General features: G+C 59.0%; 14 protein-coding genes and 1 riboswitch. Of the genes, 5 read left to right on the plus strand and 9 right to left on the minus strand.

Translation table 11 applies throughout. The annotated features are described in order from the left end of the window. Positions 1 to 114 precede the first annotated feature (114 nt). On the minus strand, positions 115 to 1803 hold the full coding sequence (locus tag CDO73_RS21385) for a glycoside hydrolase family 13 protein (protein ID WP_088490556.1): 1689 nt from the start codon (positions 1801 to 1803) through the stop codon (positions 115 to 117). A 228-nt stretch (positions 1804 to 2031) separates the two neighbouring features. Here CDO73_RS21385 and CDO73_RS21390 point away from each other — a divergent pair, with 228 nt between their 5' ends. Then, the gene (locus CDO73_RS21390; RefSeq protein ID WP_088490557.1) at positions 2032 to 3036 is read left to right on the plus strand and encodes a DUF5050 domain-containing protein; all 1005 of its coding nucleotides are present in this window, start codon (positions 2032 to 2034) and stop codon (positions 3034 to 3036) included. Positions 3037 to 3220: 184 nt separating this feature from the next. Here CDO73_RS21390 and CDO73_RS21395 read toward each other — a convergent pair whose 3' ends face one another. After that, positions 3221 to 4636, minus strand: coding sequence for a nucleobase:cation symporter-2 family protein (locus tag CDO73_RS21395; RefSeq protein WP_256972800.1), 1416 nt, complete (start codon positions 4634 to 4636; stop codon positions 3221 to 3223). 53 nt (positions 4637 to 4689) lie between these two features. Beyond that, positions 4690 to 5277, minus strand: coding sequence for a xanthine phosphoribosyltransferase (locus CDO73_RS21400; protein WP_088490558.1), 588 nt, complete (start codon positions 5275 to 5277; stop codon positions 4690 to 4692). Between the two features lie 319 nt (positions 5278 to 5596). Continuing rightward, a riboswitch (purine riboswitch) is annotated at positions 5597 to 5696 on the minus strand. A gap of 118 nt (positions 5697 to 5814) precedes the next feature. Here CDO73_RS21400 and mscL point away from each other — a divergent pair. Next, positions 5815 to 6300 carry a large conductance mechanosensitive channel protein MscL gene (mscL, locus tag CDO73_RS21405; RefSeq protein ID WP_088490559.1) on the plus strand — a complete coding sequence of 162 codons (486 nt, stop codon included), beginning with the start codon at positions 5815 to 5817 and terminating at the stop codon, positions 6298 to 6300. A gap of 180 nt (positions 6301 to 6480) precedes the next feature. On the opposite strand, the gene CDO73_RS21410 is transcribed toward mscL, so the two are convergent. Beyond that, the gene (locus CDO73_RS21410) at positions 6481 to 6789 is read right to left on the minus strand and encodes a hypothetical protein (protein WP_088490560.1); all 309 of its coding nucleotides are present in this window, start codon (positions 6787 to 6789) and stop codon (positions 6481 to 6483) included. A 204-nt stretch (positions 6790 to 6993) separates the two neighbouring features. Further along, entirely contained in the window at positions 6994 to 8181 is a 1188-nt protein-coding gene (locus CDO73_RS21415; protein ID WP_143536163.1) for a hypothetical protein, read from the minus strand. Between the two features lie 375 nt (positions 8182 to 8556). Here CDO73_RS21415 and CDO73_RS21420 point away from each other — a divergent pair, with 375 nt between their 5' ends. Next, positions 8557 to 9384 (plus strand): GTP pyrophosphokinase, encoded by an 828-nt coding sequence (locus CDO73_RS21420; RefSeq protein ID WP_088490596.1) that lies wholly within the window; start codon positions 8557 to 8559, stop codon positions 9382 to 9384. A 43-nt stretch (positions 9385 to 9427) separates the two neighbouring features. Here CDO73_RS21420 and CDO73_RS21425 read toward each other — a convergent pair whose 3' ends face one another. From CDO73_RS21425 to CDO73_RS21435, 3 genes are all read right to left on the minus strand, one after another. After that, a complete protein-coding gene (locus tag CDO73_RS21425; protein WP_088490562.1) occupies positions 9428 to 10240 on the minus strand; it encodes a M15 family metallopeptidase in 813 nt (270 codons plus the stop codon). 80 nt (positions 10241 to 10320) lie between these two features. Next, a complete protein-coding gene (locus tag CDO73_RS21430; protein WP_088490563.1) occupies positions 10321 to 11151 on the minus strand; it encodes a hypothetical protein in 831 nt (276 codons plus the stop codon). Between the two features lie 72 nt (positions 11152 to 11223). After that, entirely contained in the window at positions 11224 to 14304 is a 3081-nt protein-coding gene (locus CDO73_RS21435; protein WP_088490564.1) for a DEAD/DEAH box helicase, read from the minus strand. Positions 14305 to 14974: 670 nt separating this feature from the next. Here CDO73_RS21435 and CDO73_RS21445 point away from each other — a divergent pair. Further along, the gene (locus CDO73_RS21445; protein ID WP_256972801.1) at positions 14975 to 15850 is read left to right on the plus strand and encodes an AraC family transcriptional regulator; all 876 of its coding nucleotides are present in this window, start codon (positions 14975 to 14977) and stop codon (positions 15848 to 15850) included. Positions 15851 to 15895: 45 nt separating this feature from the next. Here CDO73_RS21445 and CDO73_RS21450 read toward each other — a convergent pair whose 3' ends face one another. Next, entirely contained in the window at positions 15896 to 16363 is a 468-nt protein-coding gene (locus CDO73_RS21450; protein WP_143536164.1) for an SMI1/KNR4 family protein, read from the minus strand. A gap of 229 nt (positions 16364 to 16592) precedes the next feature. Here CDO73_RS21450 and CDO73_RS21455 point away from each other — a divergent pair, with 229 nt between their 5' ends. Beyond that, complete coding sequence (locus CDO73_RS21455) at positions 16593 to 17069, plus strand: HTH domain-containing protein (protein WP_088490567.1); 477 nt, start codon at positions 16593 to 16595, stop codon at positions 17067 to 17069. Positions 17070 to 17099: the final 30 nt, after the last annotated feature.

The following is a 17099-nucleotide window of genomic DNA, read 5'->3' on the forward strand; positions in this document are numbered from 1 at the left end:
AGACAGCGGTTTGAGCGAATTTTCCGCGCAGCCCCCGAGCTTTCCCAACGAATAGGATCTTTCCTCCAAAACAGCCAAAGAGCCTCCCCGCCCCCGGGAAGGCTCTTTTTCCGCTCAACTCAACTTATACACCCGACTCTCGTAAGGCCGCAGCGTCAGATGCTCCAGCTCCTCGTCTTCCAACGGCTCGTAGTTCGCCAGCAGCAGCTCCGTTTTCATCTCCAGCAGTTCCTCCGGCCATTCGAACGTCGGCGTGCCGCTGAAGAAGTTCAAGATCACCAGCAGCTTCTCGCTTTCCCACGTGCGCACGAACGCGTAGATCTCTTCGTGCAGCGGCATGACCAACCGGTAATCGCCGTAGACGATGACCTCGTGCTTTTTGCGCAGCTCGATCAGCTTGCGGTAATGATGGAAGATCGAATCGGGATCGCGGCGCGCCGCTTCCACGTTGATCTTCGTATAGTTCGGATTCACGTTCATCCACGGCTGGCCGTCGGTGAAGCCCGCATGTTCCTCGAAACTCCACTGCATCGGCGTCCGGGCGTTGTCGCGGCTTTTTTTCCAGATGCGCCGCATGACTTCTTGCTCGTCCATGCCCTGCTTCATGCATTGTTTGTAATAGTTCAGCGTCTCCACGTCGCGGTATTGGTCGATCGACGGGAAGCTCACGTTGGTCATGCCGATCTCTTCGCCCTGATAGATGTACGGCGTGCCTTGAAGCGTGTGCAGGAACGTCGCCAGCATCTTGGCCGAACGCACGCGGTAATCGCCGTCGTTGCCGAAACGCGACACTTGACGCGGCTGGTCGTGGTTGGACATGTAGTTGGCGTTCCAGCCTTTTTTGTGCAGCACGGTCTGCCAGCGGCTCATGATCTTCTTGAGATCGATCAGCGTCCACGGCTTGATGTCCCATTTGCCCGTGCCGCCGGACTTGGCGTCGAGGAACATATGCTCGAACTGGAAGATCATGTCCAGCTCGTTGCGCCCTTCCCCGACGTAATCGAGCGCCTGCTCCGGCCCGAGACCCGAGACTTCGCCCACGTTCATGATGTCGTAGAAGTCCAGCACGTCTTCGTTCAGCGTCCGCAGGAAATAGTGTACTTTGTCCAAGTTGGAGAAAAAGTGGTACGCCTGCACCACCGGAAGGTTCTGCGGATTGTCCGCGTCGGGCAGACCTTCCGCTTTGACGATATGCGAGATCGCGTCGAAACGGAACCCGTCCACGCCTTTTTCCAGCCACCATTTCACCATGTCGTGCAGTTCTTGAACGACCTGAGGATTCTCCCAGTTGAGATCCGGCTGTTCTTTGGCATACAAGTGCATGTAGTATTCCTGCGTCCGTTCGTCGAACTCCCAGACCGATCCGCTGAAATAGGATTCCCAGTTGTTCGGGTAACCGCCGTTTTCTTTGGGTTCGCGCCAGATGTAATAATCCCGCTTGGGATTGTCTTTGGACGCCGACGCTTCGATAAACCATTCGTGCAGGTGCGAACTGTGATTCAGCACCAAGTCCATGATGATGCGGATATTGCGGGCGTGCGCTTTCTGGAGCAGTTCGTCGAAGTCTTCCATCGTGCCGTATTTGGGATCGATGCCGTAATAGTCGCTGATATCGTATCCGTTATCGTAGTCCGGCGACGTATAGATCGGACAGATCCAGACGGCGTCCACGCCCAGCTCCTGCAAATAGTCGAGCTTTTCGATGATGCCGCGCAGATCGCCTTTGCCGTCGCCCGTCGTATCTTTGAAACTGATCGGATAGATCTGATAAATGACGCTTTCTTTCCACCACTTTTTCTTCATGAAGTCACCCCGGATCGAATAGTCGTGTTGTCCGTGCTGCTCTTTCTGCTTCTCTACCTTAATAGTAACCACTTGAGAGGTAGTATCTTTCAAAAATTCAGAGAGCGGCAGCGATAAAGAAAAAGAAAAGCGAATTTCCAAGTTCGCCCAACTTCGAGAAACGCATGCGCGTTCAACAGGCAAGAGGCAGCGGCGGCGAGGATCGGAGCGAAGAAAGGAGAACTTTCGATGGAAAAACGCATCGCGAAAAGACTGGCGATCGCCGGAGCGGCGGTTCTGCTGATCGCCATCTCGGCTTGGGCGCTGTGGAGATTTTTCGTGCCGCCGGAGCCTTCCGTCGACTTGTACCGGATGGAGCCGGGTTCGACTCCCGCGCGTTCGGATCTGATCCGGAGCGACGATCGGCACGTCTTTCTGATCGATCGGGCTTCGGGGTATCGGATCTACGGTCTGGATCGGCAGAGCGACCGTCTGACGAAACTGACTTCCGGACCGGCTATATGGCTGCTGCCGGACGGAGAAGATCTGTATTATGCCGAATCCGGGCCGAACAGCGGCGTATATCGGATGGACAAAGACGGCGGCAGCAAAGAAAAACTGGCCGATCTTTCTTTTACGAGCTTGATCGGTCTCGCGGACGGAATGCTCTACTTGCTCGACGGAGACGCCAATTATGCGATCAAGAAGCTGGATACCCGCAGCGGCGAGCTGTCCACCCTAACCGAAGACTGGTCGGGACCGGCGGAGCTGCATGACGGCAAGCTGTATTCCGTCAATCATACAAACGATTGGAGCCTCGAAGTCATGAACTTGGACGGGAGCGATGTTCATACTCTCGTGGATCGGGACGTGATGGAGTTCTTTTTCGTATCCGAAGGGATTCTGACGCGAAACGAGCGCGGGCAGATCGACTTGCACCGCGATCATGCCAAACCCGGAGATCCTCCGATTCAAATCGTCTCCTATTCGGCGCATGCCGAAACGATCGGCGACCGGCTGTTTTACAGTCAGGACGACGGCACGATCAATCAAACTCTCGTATTAAGCGGCCGGTCGCTGGTCATGACACCGGAGATGCTGCTTCGCAAACCCGACCCGCCCGCTTTCGGGGATTTCTTCATCGCCGGAGATTGGCTGTATTATTACGACGGCATGAACAATAAGTCACGGCTTCACCGCTTCAAGCTGCCGGAAGGCTTCGCTACGCCGCTGCCCTCTGGTGATTCCCGTTGATCAACAAGCGGCCGGTTTCGTTCCCCCGCAAAAAGAGCGAACGATCCGCGTATTCCCAAGCGAAAAGACCGGCCTGCCCGCGAAGCTGCGGGAGCCGGTCTTTTTGTGGTCGATAAAACTGAACTTGCAGCCAAACGCCGATTAGAGCGAGCGCTCTATCTACGTCTGCCGGTTCGCGGCCGTCTTAAACGATACCGGAGACCTTCTTCTTGGAAGCGGACGATTGGCGAGAAGCTTCTGCCGCTTCTTCTTCCGCGCCGCCGAATACGTCGTCATCCTCCGTCACTTTGAGATGCGCGTTCTTCTCGCCCAATCCGTTGAAGATCAGGTTCATGATGATCGCCGTGAAGCTGCCCGCGATGATGCCGTTGTCCACGAGGATGCGAAGCTGTTCCGGCAGGCCGGCGAACAGTCCCGGTACCACGGACACGCCCAGCCCCATACCTACGGAGCAGGCGATGATCAGCAGGTTCTCGTGGCGGGACAAGTCGACCTGATCGCCCAGCACGCGAACGCCGGAAGAGAGCACGAGGCCGAACAGCGCGACCATCGCCCCGCCGAGAACGGACGAAGGAATCAACTGCGCCGTCGCCGCGATCTTCGGCACGAAGCCGACGATGACGAGCAGGATGCCCGCGACCGCCACGACATCGCGCGTCTTGACGCGGCTCATCTGCACGAGGCCCACGTTCTGCGAATACGTCGTATAAGGGAACGAGTTGAAGATGCCGCCCAGAATGATCGCAAGGCCTTCCGCACGATAGCCGCGCGCCAGTTCTTTGGAACCGATCTCGCGTCCGACGATGCGGCCCAGTACCATGAACACGCCGGTCGATTCGACGACGCTGACGATCGCGACAAGGATCATGGTCAAGATCGCGCTGATATTAAACGTCGGAGCCGCGAAATGGAACGGCGTGATGACATGGAACCAACCCGCGTTGGCGACCGGAGAGAAGTCGACTTTGCCCATAAAGGCCGCGACGACCGTGCCGACGACGAGGCCGATCAGGATCGAGACGGAACGGACGAATCCGGTCGAGACGCGGTTGAGCAGGACGATAAAGATCAAGACGCCGAAACCGAGCGCGATATTCGACAGACTGCCGAAGTCCGCCGCCCCTTGCCCGCCGCCGAGATTGGTCATCGCGGTCGGAATCAGCGTCACGCCGATGATCGTCACGACGGAACCGGTCACGATCGGCGGGAATAAGCGGATCAACTGGCCGAACAGCCCGGAGAAGATAAAGATGAACAAGCCCGAAGCGATGATCGCTCCGTAGATGGCCGAGATGCCCATGCTCGGCTCTTTGCCGATCATGATCATCGGGGATACAGCTTGGAACGCGCAGCCGAGCACGACGGGAAGCTTGATGCCGAAAAAGCGGTTGCCCCAGACCTGCATCAGCGTCGCGACGCCGCAGGCGAGCAGGTCGATCGCGATCAGGTAAGTCAATTGTTCCTGCGTCATGCCGATCGCGTTGCCGACGATCATCGGCACGACGATCGCGCCGGCGTACATCGCCAGCACGTGCTGGATGCCGAGCGAGAACGTTTTGGCCGGATGGCGGTGTTTCTGGAAGATACGGTCCGAACTCATAAAACTTGATTCCTCCTAGTTAGATATGGGTGAGACATGCGCGAAATCGATGGTTAATGTACCGTTTCTTCCGTAGCGAACGACACTTTGCCGCCCGCCAGCGAAGCTACGCGGACCAGCGATTCCACGCGGTAACCCGCTTCTTGGATACGCTGCGCGCCGCTCTGGAACGACTTTTCGATCACGATGCCGATGCCCGCGACTTTCGCTCCGGCCTGCTCGACGATCCGGGCCAGACCCAGCGCCGCTTCGCCGTGAGCGAGGAAATCGTCGATGATCAGGACTTTGTCCTCGGGGAACAAGAATTTTTTCGAGACGGTCACGTCGTTTTCTTGCTGCTTCGTAAACGAGTAAACTTTCTCCACGTAGATGTCTTCCCGCAGCGTCAGCGATTTCTGCTTGCGCGCGAAGATCATCGGCACTTCGAATTCGAGCGCGGCCATGATCGCCGGAGCGATGCCGGACGATTCGATCGTCAGCACTTTGGTGATGCCGTCCGCTTCGAACAGACGCGCGAACTCCCGGCCGACTTCTTTCATCAATACGGGGTCCATCTGGTGGTTCAGGAACGAGTCCACCTTCAATACCTGATCGCTTAATACGATGCCTTCGTTCAATACTTTATCCTGCAAAAGTTTCAATGTGTATGCCCCCCGGATGTGTGATGGATCGCTATTCATGGCGAAAATGCAAAAAAGCCCGCCTCTTCCGTCGCGGAAGATAGCGGACTTCGGGAATGTACGGCTGCGGACTTTCCTCGTCGGAAAGCCGCCGGTCAGGCTCGGGCTCGGCTTCCGAGCGACGCTCGCAAAGAGCGGGTCGGGAAGAACGAGATCCGGCGGAACGTTCGGCGCGGCACCCGCTCCGAGACGCTTCTTCAAGAAGCGGCAAAAAGCGGGCTGCCGAACGCGAACGGTCGCCGGGCGATCCGAGAAACGCCGGAAACGGGGACCGCAAAGTCCCCGCGCAGCCGTTTTCCGTAGTCCGATCGTTCCGGCGACCGGGTAGAGACATGCGGGCCTATTCCCGCACCTATACGAAAAACAGAATAATGTTTGCAGTATACTCCGAATCGTTCGGAATGAAAAGTGAAAATTACACAAAAAGTGAGTTTTCATTTGCGAAATCTGTTGTACAATAAGAAAAAAGTCATACATACCATCCACGGGAGGAAACTTATGGGAATCATCAAAGAATTTAAAGAGTTCGCGATGCGCGGCAACGTCATCGACCTCGCGGTCGGCGTCATCATTGGGGCGGCGTTCGGCAAAATCGTCACCTCGCTCGTCAACGACATCATCATGCCGCCGCTCGGAAAGCTTATGGGCGGCATCGACTTCGGCAGCCGGTTTTTGAATCTCGATCCGGATATCAAGCTGGCGGACGGTTCGCCGATCCGCACGTTGGCGCAGGCTCAGGAAGCAGGCGCTTCGGTCATCGCTTACGGACAGTTCATCAACAATATCATCGACTTTTTGATCGTGGCCTTTTGTATTTTCATTCTCGTCAAAGGCATCAATATGTTGAAGCGGAAAGAACACGAAAAGCCCGCACCGGAAAAAACGACGCGCGAATGCCCTTATTGCCGCACGGAAGTCTCCGCCAAAGCCAGCCGCTGCCCGCAATGCACGTCGGAGTTGGAGCCGGAGAAGCTGGGGGCTTAAGACGGTGAAGATACGGCTGATTTGAAATTAGGGTTCGGGAAAGAAAAAGGCTTCGCCTCTTCCGCGCTTGGGCGGGAAGAAGGGCGAAGCTTTTTTCCGATCTTTAGGTCAAGGGCGCGCGAACCCTTCTTGGGGCGTGAAGGGTTCGCTTTAGTGTTGATCACAAGCTTGATCAACACTTTATATAGGCCGATTATGGTTCGGAAGAAGGTTCGCCACGATCGAATTCAAATCATGATCGTCGCGCTTCTTCTCTTCCCCGGCGTCCAGTTCGCGGATCCGCAGCCATTTATAATCGGCGGAAGGGTCGGTCGGTTTGAACAGAAGCTGCTCGGCGTCGTCAAGGCGCACGTTATAGCCCATACGCGCGAACATTTGAACGAACTTGTCCGCTCCGGGTTGTTCGTCTTTGCCGATCAAGATCAGGCCCCTCAATTGTTTCAGCTCGTCCGCCGCGTGCATCACTTCAAAATGTACGATACATTCCATGGTCGCTCATCCTTTCAAGTTCATGATCTCATTTTCACATTCTTTAATTTTCCTTACGGCACGGCTTCGGCTCGCGTTGCGGCTTTCCTTAAATTTATCTCTAAAATCTTCGGCAACGTTCACAAAAAAAACAATCCTCTGCCACAGTAAAGCGGACAGAGGATTGCCGTCGATTTTTGAAAAAACAGTCGGCCTCGCCGAATGTCAGATCTGTTCCGACGCGCAGTGCGGGCACCATTTGGACCCTTTCGGCAATCCGCTTCCGCAGACCTGACAGCGTACGACTTCGCCGGACGGACGGCGCACGACGAATTTCTCTTCGCTGTCGTCGTCGCTCCCGCTGATGCCGCCGTTCCAAGACGCGATCAGCCGATCCAATTCGTCTTGACGTTCTTTTTCCCGCTCGATCCGCTCCCGCTGCCGGCGTTCGTATTCCAAGTCTTGCGCCGGCTCGGCCGGCTCTTCTTCGCGCTCGAAGTCCGAAGGCTCGCTCCGGCTCGCGTCCGGTTCGCGCTCGCGCTGCTGCTCTTCTTTCATCTTGCGGCGTTCCCGAATCCGAATCTCGCGAAGTTCGCGGCGCTGACGTTCTTCGCGCTCTTCCTGCGTTTCTTCGTCGGGATTCCGCACAGCCGAAGCCGCCGCGCCGGCAGCAGCCGCCGTTTCGTAGACAGCGTCCGGCTCGCGGACGTCTGTCGCTCCCAATTCGTAACGTTTGGTCGCGAACTGTTCGTCTTCGTCGTCTTCCGCCGTTCGAGAATCCGGGCGTTCGTGCCATGTTTCCCGTTCATAGGTTCGAACTTCTTCTTCAGGGTCGTCTTCGAAGAAGACTTCTTCGGGCTCCGTCCGACGCGTACGGACTTCCGCCCGTTCTTCCCGCGCCGGTTGTTCGGCTTGCCGTTCGAACCCCGGCCGACCCGCCAAATTATGGACCTCTTCCGCTTCTACGACGTGCTGTTGTTCATCCGGTTTCCGAAGCTGGACCGCCGGAATGACATGTTCCGTCGGAGCGGCCGGTGCCTCGACCTGCGCGGGCTCTTCGCCTTCGACGAAACGCCGCCCGCAGTGCGGACACGATTCCGCGTCGATATCGAGTCGGGCTCCGCACTCGCACAGCCGTTCGCTGCGCAGTTCGGCGATCCGCGCGCGAAGTTCCAGAATCTCTTCGTTCAACAGATCGCAGGCCGTGCACAGATCCATGATCTCTTCTTCCGCGGGAGCCGTGTCCGGGTTGCGGTAATTGTCGTAAAACACTTGTCCCATTCGCAGAAGATGCACATCGATCTCCCGTTGAATATCCGAAATATGGCTGTTCAGCCGACCGATCTCAACCGCGCTCTGCGCGCGTTCCGACGCTCGCCCCGCGCCGTCTTTGATCCGCTGCAAAAAATTCAAATTCGTCTCCTCCTCTATCCGGGCCGACGCGGCCGACCGCATCGCATGCTTGTCTCCTTATTTTACACGATTTGCGACGGCATGCGAAAAACGGGTCCGCAAGAAGTCTTTCAAGATTCGTTTCGCGTCCTTATGGTTACAAATACAACGCATATCCCTGCAATCGTTTACTATCGGGATAGGCTCTACTACCTTGTACCTTGTCAACACTATAGGTAGGGATACGCTCCCCTGAATCGCACTAAAAGCATGTGCGTTTCAGTGAAACGTAAACCTCTGATTAAGAGTTGAAAGGGTACTACGTCTGTCAGTTTACAATATATGAAGCCATCCTACAATCCAAGTCCAACTCAGGAGAAGATGATTTTGAACAGAATGACAGAACTCTCGAGCGCTCCGCAGGAAGGCGAACGCGAAGCGTTGAAGCAAGCGGCCTGCCGATCCGGCGAGGAGCTGCTGTTCCCGAGCGGCGGCTGGGTCCGTTCTCCGGAAGCTTATCATAACGCTCTGCGCCTTTTGCGCACCGAGATCGAGCTGATCCGCAAAGAATGGAAAAGCGCCGAAGGCTTCAGCCCGATCGAACATATCAAGACCCGAATCAAAGAACCGTCCAGCATCTTGGATAAACTGTCCCGTTTGGGCCTCGAAGCCCGGCTTGACGAGACGGCGGAACATATTCACGACATTGCGGGAATGCGAATCGTGTTTCCGTTCGTGACCGATATCTATCTGTTGTTGGAGCGAATCGGCCGCCATTCCGAACTTCGCATTCTTCAGATCAAAGACTACATCATGAACCCCAAGCCGAACGGTTACCGAAGCCTGCACGTGCTGCTGTCGGTCCCTTCCGAGCTTGACGGCCGGCCCTGCCGGGTGCGGGTCGAACTTCAGATGCGCACGCTGGCGATGGATTTCTGGGCCAGTCTCGATCATATCCTGCTCTACAAATACGATCGTAAAGTTCCCGAACATCTGCAAGCCGAACTCGCTTCGGCGGCCGGAGCGGCCGGGGAACTGGATCGCAAGATGCTGTCGCTGCGCAGCGAGGTGCTCTCGCTCAGCGAAGAAGAAGACAAGCAGCTGGCCGAGCGAACGAAAAGCGGATCGCCGGTTTCCGAAACGGCCGAACGCCCCGCGTCCGTGCACCACTCGATCGTACGCAGCGAATCCGAACGGCGAACGGACTATCGGCACGAACCTTGACGCAAAAAGACGCACTTCGCGCGAAGTGCGTCTTTTTGCTTGCTTATTTGCCGGACAGATTGGCTTCGTCGAGATACTCGTCGAGCGAAAGCCCGCTGTCGTAAACCGCCTGCGCCAGCTCTTTGCCCACATAGCGGATATGCCACGGCTCGTAGGAATAACCGGTCTTATCTTCTTTGCCTTTGAGATAATGCACGATAAATCCGTATTCCTGCGCGTGTTCGGCCAACCATTGGCCTTCCTTCGTATCGCCGAACGACTGCTCCAATTCGTTGTTCGCGCTGAGCGCCGAAACGTCCATCGCCAGTCCCGTCTGGTGTTCGCTCGTTCCCGGAGGCGCGCTGACTTTGGCCGCTTCCGCTTCGCCGTGTTTCGCCACGTTGTTGGCAAAGATCGATTTCTGGCGCTTGTAAGAGCGGTAGCCGGATACGGCGTACAACTCGATCCCCTGCTCTTTCGCCCCCGCGAACAAGGTCTCCAGCGCGTCGGCCGCTTCTTTGCGCATATGGCTTTTCTCGATCACCCCGCCGAAAGAAAACGGAACTTCGGGCACGACCAGATCGGAAGGCTCGTAGCCGTCAGGGAGATAACGCTGCTTGTTGACGACGACTTGCATCGACGTCGGATTGGTCACGACGTTCTTGCCGTCTTTTTCCTCGATCGTGGACTGCATCGAAGATGCGGCGAACGGACTTGCGGCCGGATCGGTCTGCGCCGCGTCTCCTTCGGCGGGTTTCTGCGATTCTTTGGGCGGTTCCTGCGACGCGCCCGCCGCGCCGCAGGCGGAGAGCAGGCCCGTCGCCAGCGCCGTGCCGAGCACGATCGCGCTCCATTTCGTGACTTTATGTTTTTTCATGCTGATTCCTCCCTGGCTTTCTTGCTCTGCTCTTCTCGGCTATGGTTCGCTCGCCTCGCATCGCCGAATCCCCGAACGGCTTACTTGCGAAGCCGGGCTTGCATCGCCCGGCGCAGCTCCGCCAGCGCCGCTTCCGCTTTGGCGGCTTCCGGCAGCAGCGACAGATCGCCCGGGGAGGGAATCTCCGCCCCCGCAGCCGCGTCCGCCGCCGGTTCTTCCGGCAGCCGCCCGTGCTCGTGCAGCACGCCTTTCTCCGCCGCCGAGGCGATCCATTCGGCGATCTCGCGGCCGCCGCTTTCCGCCGAAGCGCGCGGCGCGGCTTTGGGCGCCGCTTCGTCCGGAGCGGCGGCCCAGCCGTCGCTCCACGCGGCCAGCGCTTCGCCGGCCAGCTCGCCGGGATCGACGCCGGCGAGCGTCAGTCCGAACGCCAGACGCGTTCGGGCCGCTTCGGCCGCCGCCGCGAGAGCGGCCGAGACTTCGGGGCCGCCGCCCGCTTCTGCGGTCAGCTCCCAAGCGGCATCGCAGCTCGGGAACGGAAGCTCCGTTCGCGCAGCGGTTCCCGCCGCTCCGGCGTCTTCCGCGCCGCGGCGGTCTTCGGGAGCAGGCGGCTTCGCTTCGAAGCCGCCCGCTCCCGGTTCGCCGTCCCCGGAAGCCTCGCGCTCCGAAGGCGAACCACTCTTCCGCCGTTTCGGACGAATCGTCCGTTCGTCCGCTTCGCGGAGCAGGCGATACAGCCCGATCGCCGAGTCGCCGGCCAAGCGCTGCCATTCGTCGCGCTGCGCCGGCGAAGCCGTACGGAGCGGAATCTCGATGCGGCGGGATTCTGTCGTCCCGTCCGATCGCTCTTCTTCCGTCTCGGCGATCAACAGTCCGAGTCTCGCTTCCAATTGTACTACGTACAGGCTGTTCATCTCTATATCCCCTCTTCGGCGGGCGCGTATCCGGCCTTGCGGCGCAGCGACGCCCCGGACGCCTTGCGGCGTTTACTCGATCCGCTCTCCTTGCAGCGAGACGAGCGTCCGGAGTTCCTCGTTGGACATCTCCGTCAACCAACGTTCTCCGGTCCCCGTCACCCGCTCGGCCAGCGTCTTTTTGTTTTCGATCATCTCGTCGATCCGTTCTTCCAGCGTTCCCTGGCAGATCAGCTTATGCACCTGCACGCCCCGGCGCTGACCGATGCGGAACACGCGGTCGGTCGCTTGGTTCTCGACGGCCGGGTTCCACCAACGGTCGAAATGCACTACATGGTTGGCTCGGGTCAAGTTGAGTCCCAGACCGCCTGCTTTAAGCGACAGGATAAACGCGCTCGCGCCTTCGCCTTCTTGGAACGTCCGGATCATCCGGTCGCGTTCTTCTTTCTTGACCGCGCCGTGCAGGAACATCGGTTCCTCGCCGTAGCGGCGGTTCAATTCTTCGGCCAGCAGCTTGCCCATGCGTACGTACTGCGTGAAGATCAGCACCGACTCGCCGTTGTCGCGAATGCGGTCCAGCAGCTCGATCAGCTGCATCAGCTTGCCCGACTTCTCGGCTTTCGCCGTTCCCGTATGCTCTTTGACAAGCGCCGGATGGTCGCAGATCTGCTTGAGCCGCGTAAGCGCCGAGAGCACGATCCCTTGGCGCACGGTCCGGCTGGTCGCTTCCCGGCTCTCGACTTTCTGCATCAGCTCGCCGACGACCGCTTGATACATGCCCGCTTGTTCGATCGTCAATTCGCAATACGACTTCAGCTCGATCTTCTCCGGCAGATCTTTGCGGATATCCGGATCGCTCTTGAGACGGCGAAGCATGAACGGCGCGACCATGGTCCGAAGCTTGTCGCTCTCTTCGGGAACCTGAGGCGCATTGGCGCCGAAGCGGCGTCGGAACGAAGCCGCGGAGCCCAGATAGCCGGGATTCATGAACTGGAAGATCGACCACAGCTCGGCCAGACGGTTCTCCACCGGCGTGCCGGTCACCGCGATCCGATGCGGCGAATTCAGCTTCATGACGTTCTGCGCCTGCTTCGTGCCGTAGTTCTTGATCGATTGGGCTTCGTCGAGCACGACCGACGTCCAGACGATGCCGCGAAACTCTTCCACGTCGCGGCCGATCAGCGGATACGTCGTCAAAATGATGTCGTGTTCGCGCGCGCAGCGCTCGAACGCTTCTCCGCGCAGTCGCTGCGTGCCGTGATGGACATGCAGCGTAAAGTCCGGAGCGAACCGTTGAATCTCCCGCTGCCAGTTGCCGAGCAGCGAAGTCGGGCAGACGATCAGCTTCGGTCCCGCCGCCGGATGGTCCAGCAGGCAGGCGATCACCTGCACGGTCTTGCCCAGACCCATATCGTCGGCGAGGCAGGCTCCGAAGCCCATCTCGCGCATCGCCGACAACCAGCGGTACCCGCGTTCCTGATAAGGACGCAGCGTGCCGTTCAGCGCCTGCGGCACGCCGCGCTCGGACGGCACGCGTCCGCCGCCCCGCAGCAGATCGTACAGCATGCCGTACGTCTCGATCCCCGAGACGCCCACGCCGTTCCACATCGTATCGTCTTCGGCCGCCGACAGCTTGAGCAGTTCGCCGAAAGTCATCTCGTGCACCGTTTGCTTTTTCAGCAGGCGCAGCACTTGACGGACTTCTTTGACGTCGACTTCGACCCACTCGCCGTTCAAGAACACGAGCGGGACGCCGTCTTCGGCGATCCGGCGCAGTTCGTCAAGCCCGACCGACGCTCCGCCGATCGTCGCTTCCAGATCGAATTCCACCAACTGCTTGATGCCGAGCGCCGCTTCGCCTTCTCCGCTTCGGCTCGGCTCCATGCGGGCCTTGAGCTTCACGCCGGCCGTACGGCGGCCCCGCTTGGTGAAGCGGGACGGCATCTCGATCCGCACCCCGTTCGCCCGCAGCGCGGGCACGCCCGACATCAGAAAATCGAACATCTCCTGCGCGCCCAGCCACGCTTCTTCCGGATGCGGGCTTTCCAAAGCCGCTTCGAGCTGCGGCGCCGATTCGGCCGCGCGGCCGAGCAGCGTCAGCAGTTGAAGACGGGGCGAATCGTAGCGGCGGCCCCGAAGAATCAATTGATCTTCGGGCAGACGCCAGATGTCCGACGCGGGCAGCGAAGCGCCCGCTTCCAGTTCGTCTTCGGCGCGGAACGCCAGACGCCAGCGGTCTTCTTCCCCGCTTTCCGGATCCAATACGCGAGGTTCCAGACGCAGCCCGAGCCGAAGCTGCGCGCTCGCGGCTTCGCCTTCTTCTTGGCCTTCCGGCACCGCTCCGCCCAATTCGGAGACCTGACTCTCCAGCTCCTCGATATCGTCGGAGCTTCCTTGAACCTTGGTCTCCCGCTGCGGATCGAGCAGGCTGTTCCACCATAACGAAGCCAGCGGCGAATAGCCCCGCCGGTAAGGCAGGCGCATCGGCGCGAGCGCGCTTCGCATCCCGCCGAGCATGACCCGCATCTGTCCGTCGATCATCGCGGACAGAAAAGAATGCAGGACCAATTCGCGCGCGCGCCCCAGCGGCGGCGAATCTTCTTCCGTGCCCGAAGCTCCGGGCGCGGTCAGCCCGATCGGCGGCATCGCCGCCGCGAGCGCGGCGAACCGTTCCCGGTCTTCCGGCCGCTGAAGCAGCGGCTTCCACGTGCCGGTGAAGGTCAGCTCGGACGCCCTGCGCGCGCTGACCCTCGCCGGAGGGTCGGCCGCCGGCGCGAAGCAGCCGGCCGCAAGCAAGTCGCGCGCGAAACTCACCGCCGCGCCCCAATAGCGCATTTCCGCGCCGGGCGCGAAGCCCTGCGCCGTATATCGCGACTCGTCGTAATCTTCGAGCAGCGTAAAAGCCGCCGTCGCCGGCAGCGCCAATCCTTCCAGCGTTCGCCCGCCGAATCCCCGGCTGCGTCCGCGCCGCGAAGAAGCTCCCGGCCAGCGCAGCTCGGCAAGCCGCAGCGCGGCCTGTCGCAGCGGTTTCTCTCCGCGAATATCCAGTTTTCTCGCCTGGCGGGTCCAAGCGTCTACCTTCGGCTCCGACGTCTCGCCGGAGAAACAGAAGAAGACGTCTCCCAACCATATTCCATAAAGCGGTTGATTCATGTTTGTCCCCCGTTTTGTCCGCTTTTCGATGCCTTATCCTGAACGAGCCAAAATTGCCCTTCTCCCCATTCTAAACGATATTCGCCATTTTTTCGACTGATTCCATAATGTCCGTTCTCGGGAAGCGGCGCTTTTCGGCAAAAAAGCTTGACCGTACCCGTTCGTCCGCTTCAAGATAAAGTCGAAAAGCTCCGGCTGCGCGCCGCCGTTCGCCGCATCGCGGAACCGAATCGCTTGTTTTCGTCGGATTCGCAACCCGGCGGCGCCGCTTCGGCGAATCCGCGGCCGGCACGAAGTCGGACGGCGCGTAACGGAACGCAGATCCGTTAGAACGCCTTTTCGCGTCTTTTTCTGCCGCTAACGGAACGTCGATTCGTTAGAACGCCGGAAAGCGCGGAAAAAAGCCGAAAAAGACTTTTTTTCTCGTCTGAGCGTCATCTCGTTCCGTTAGCCTCTCCATGAAGCCCGAAAATCCGATTTAAGCGTCGCCTTGCTCCGTTAGCGCGGACGCCCGCCGCATGGCGAGGCTTGCTTAAAACGTACAGCTTCCGCAAGGTGTAATCTCCCACCGCGCGTTAAGCTGAAGCGGAAAGGACGAGCCTTGCGGGATGCGGCAGAGCGAGAATTACAAAATCAGCCTACGATAAGTTGGCATAAGGAGGGACGTACTTTGTCGGACTGGATCCATCGCATGAACGCGGCGATCGATTATATCGAGTCGCACTTGACGGAAGAGCTGTCTTACGTCGAAGCGGCGAGAGCCGCCTGCTGCCCGGTGCAGCATTTTCAGCGGATGTTCGCGTTCGTCACGGACGTTCCGCTCTCCGAATACATCCGCCGGAGAAGACTGACGCTGGCCGCTTTCGAACTTCAGGGCAGTTCGGCCAAAGTGGTCGACGTCGCGCTCAAATACGGCTACGAATCGCCCGAAGCGTTCGCCAGAGCGTTCCAGCAGCTTCACGGCATGACGCCGACCTCCGCGCGCGGCATCGGAGCCCCGCTCAAAGCGTATCCGAAGCTCGCCTTTCAATTCGTATTGAAAGGAGCGGCGGAAATGGACTATCGAATCGAACAAACGCAAGCGTTTCGGATCGTAGGCGAAAAATTGGAGATGCTGAACATGGAGCGCGCGTTCGAAGAAGTACCGGCTGCTTGGGCACGAGCGGCGGAGCGCGGATTGTTCGAGAAGTTGTGGGAGATTCGAACACGAGAAACGAGCCGCGCGCCGCGCGGCATTCTGGGCGTGCTGGCGGGCGGCGAATGGGGGCAGGGCCGAACGTTCGATTATTGGCTCGGCATCGTATCCGACGCGCCGCTTACGGACGAGCTGAACGAGCTGCGTTTTCCCGAAACGCTGTGGGCCGTGTTCGACGTGCCGGGCGAGCCGAACGGTCTGCAAGAAGCTTGGAAACGAATGTACGCCGAATGGCTGCCGTCCGCGCCTTACGAACTGGCGAACGTGCCGGCTATCGAATGTTATCTGCCGCCCGAAGAGAACCGCAACGAGCTGTGGATTCCCGTCGAGCGGAGAACGCAAAAAAGCTGAGCGATCCCCGCTCGGCTTTTTCTTTGCCTTGTCAACGTTCAACGTTCACGTTCGCTCGGCCGCAAGGCTGGTGCAGAATTCCCGGAATCCCGGAGCGACGGCCAGAATGGCGGGAACCAGAGCGCCGTCCGTCTCGTTCCACCGCACGGTCTTGACCGTCCCGTCTCGAAGGTCGAGCCAATAATCATGGTCGCCCGCATCCCCGGCAAACGGTAGATGCGTCTCGACGAAGTCCGCCAATCCGAAAGCGGCCCAATGCCGCATTCGGCGCTGCCGTGCTTGCGGAATCGACAGCAGAACGGGCGACTCGTCCCCCTCGCGCAGCGGGAAGCAGTTGAAAGCCTCCACTTCGAGCCGATTTTCTTCGTCCGACCCGACTTCGTAAAAGGCGTCGCGCCGCAAAAAAGCTCCCCGCGAAAAATAGCCTCCGTTGCGGGAAGCGTAAAATTCGACGAAAAAGTCTTTGCCCGGAAATTCGTCCGGTACTTCGCGGCGAATGTCCGCTTCGGACAAAGCCTGCCAAGAGTCTTCGAATACGATTCCTTTTTCCGCAAAAAACGTTCGTAAGCCAACGCGTTTCGCTCCTTTTCCGTCCCGCCGCCGCAAACGCCGCGATCAGGGTATAATCATATCTGGACCGATAGCGAGTCGTGGTTGCGCTTTTCGAGAACCCGCTCGAACCGGGCGTCTTTCCGATTCGTTTTCCGTTACGATTGTTATCATCTTCAAGGAGGCTTTCCGAATGTCCGAAAACCCCGATCGTTCTTTTGAATTCGAGGAAGAAGCGTTGTTCGACGAAGCGGTCAACGCCAGACATCTGCTGCAAACCGCGTTAGATACCTACAAGATCTCGCTCGAATCGCTGGAGCGCCTGACCGGAATCGATCGCGCCCATCTGGAAATGTACGCAAGCGGCGACAGCGATCTCGAACATCTGGACGCTGCTCGGCGTTCCGCCGCGCTGGATCTGATCGCTTTTCTCGGCATGGGCATCAACACGCCGCAGATTCCGCCGGAAGACCGGCTTCGCGCCATTATGCGGGGATTGAACGAACAGTTCGGTCTGACCGCGGAAACGCTGGCTTTGCAGAGCGGCGTCGAGCCGTCCGATGCGCAGCGGTTTCTCGCCGGACGCAAAGTTGCCGCCGAGAAGCGCTTCAAACTGGCTTCCGGCGTGCTGTTCCTGTATTTCCTGATCTACCGCAAGACCGATCTGTAGCGGCAGGCCGACCGTCCCGACGGCTCGGCT

Origin of the sequence: Saccharibacillus sp. O23, from assembly GCF_002205895.1 — a bacterium.
GTDB lineage: Bacteria > Bacillota > Bacilli > Paenibacillales > Paenibacillaceae > Saccharibacillus.

What these genes read in the sequence shown, in the direction of transcription:
- CDO73_RS21395 (WP_256972800.1), bottom strand. Translation starts at nt 4,636, where the DNA reads ATGAGTTCGGACCGTATCTTCCAGAAACACCGCCATCCGGCCAAAACG.
- CDO73_RS21385 (WP_088490556.1), bottom strand. Translation starts at nt 1,803, where the DNA reads ATGAAGAAAAAGTGGTGGAAAGAAAGCGTCATTTATCAGATCTATCCG.
- CDO73_RS21455 (WP_088490567.1), top strand. Translation starts at nt 16,593, where the DNA reads ATGTCCGAAAACCCCGATCGTTCTTTTGAATTCGAGGAAGAAGCGTTG.
- CDO73_RS21430 (WP_088490563.1), bottom strand. Translation starts at nt 11,151, where the DNA reads ATGAACAGCCTGTACGTAGTACAATTGGAAGCGAGACTCGGACTGTTG.
- CDO73_RS21425 (WP_088490562.1), bottom strand. Translation starts at nt 10,240, where the DNA reads ATGAAAAAACATAAAGTCACGAAATGGAGCGCGATCGTGCTCGGCACG.
- mscL (WP_088490559.1), top strand. Translation starts at nt 5,815, where the DNA reads ATGGGAATCATCAAAGAATTTAAAGAGTTCGCGATGCGCGGCAACGTC.
- CDO73_RS21435 (WP_088490564.1), bottom strand. Translation starts at nt 14,304, where the DNA reads ATGAATCAACCGCTTTATGGAATATGGTTGGGAGACGTCTTCTTCTGT.
- CDO73_RS21390 (WP_088490557.1), top strand. Translation starts at nt 2,032, where the DNA reads ATGGAAAAACGCATCGCGAAAAGACTGGCGATCGCCGGAGCGGCGGTT.
- CDO73_RS21420 (WP_088490596.1), top strand. Translation starts at nt 8,557, where the DNA reads ATGACAGAACTCTCGAGCGCTCCGCAGGAAGGCGAACGCGAAGCGTTG.
- CDO73_RS21410 (WP_088490560.1), bottom strand. Translation starts at nt 6,789, where the DNA reads ATGGAATGTATCGTACATTTTGAAGTGATGCACGCGGCGGACGAGCTG.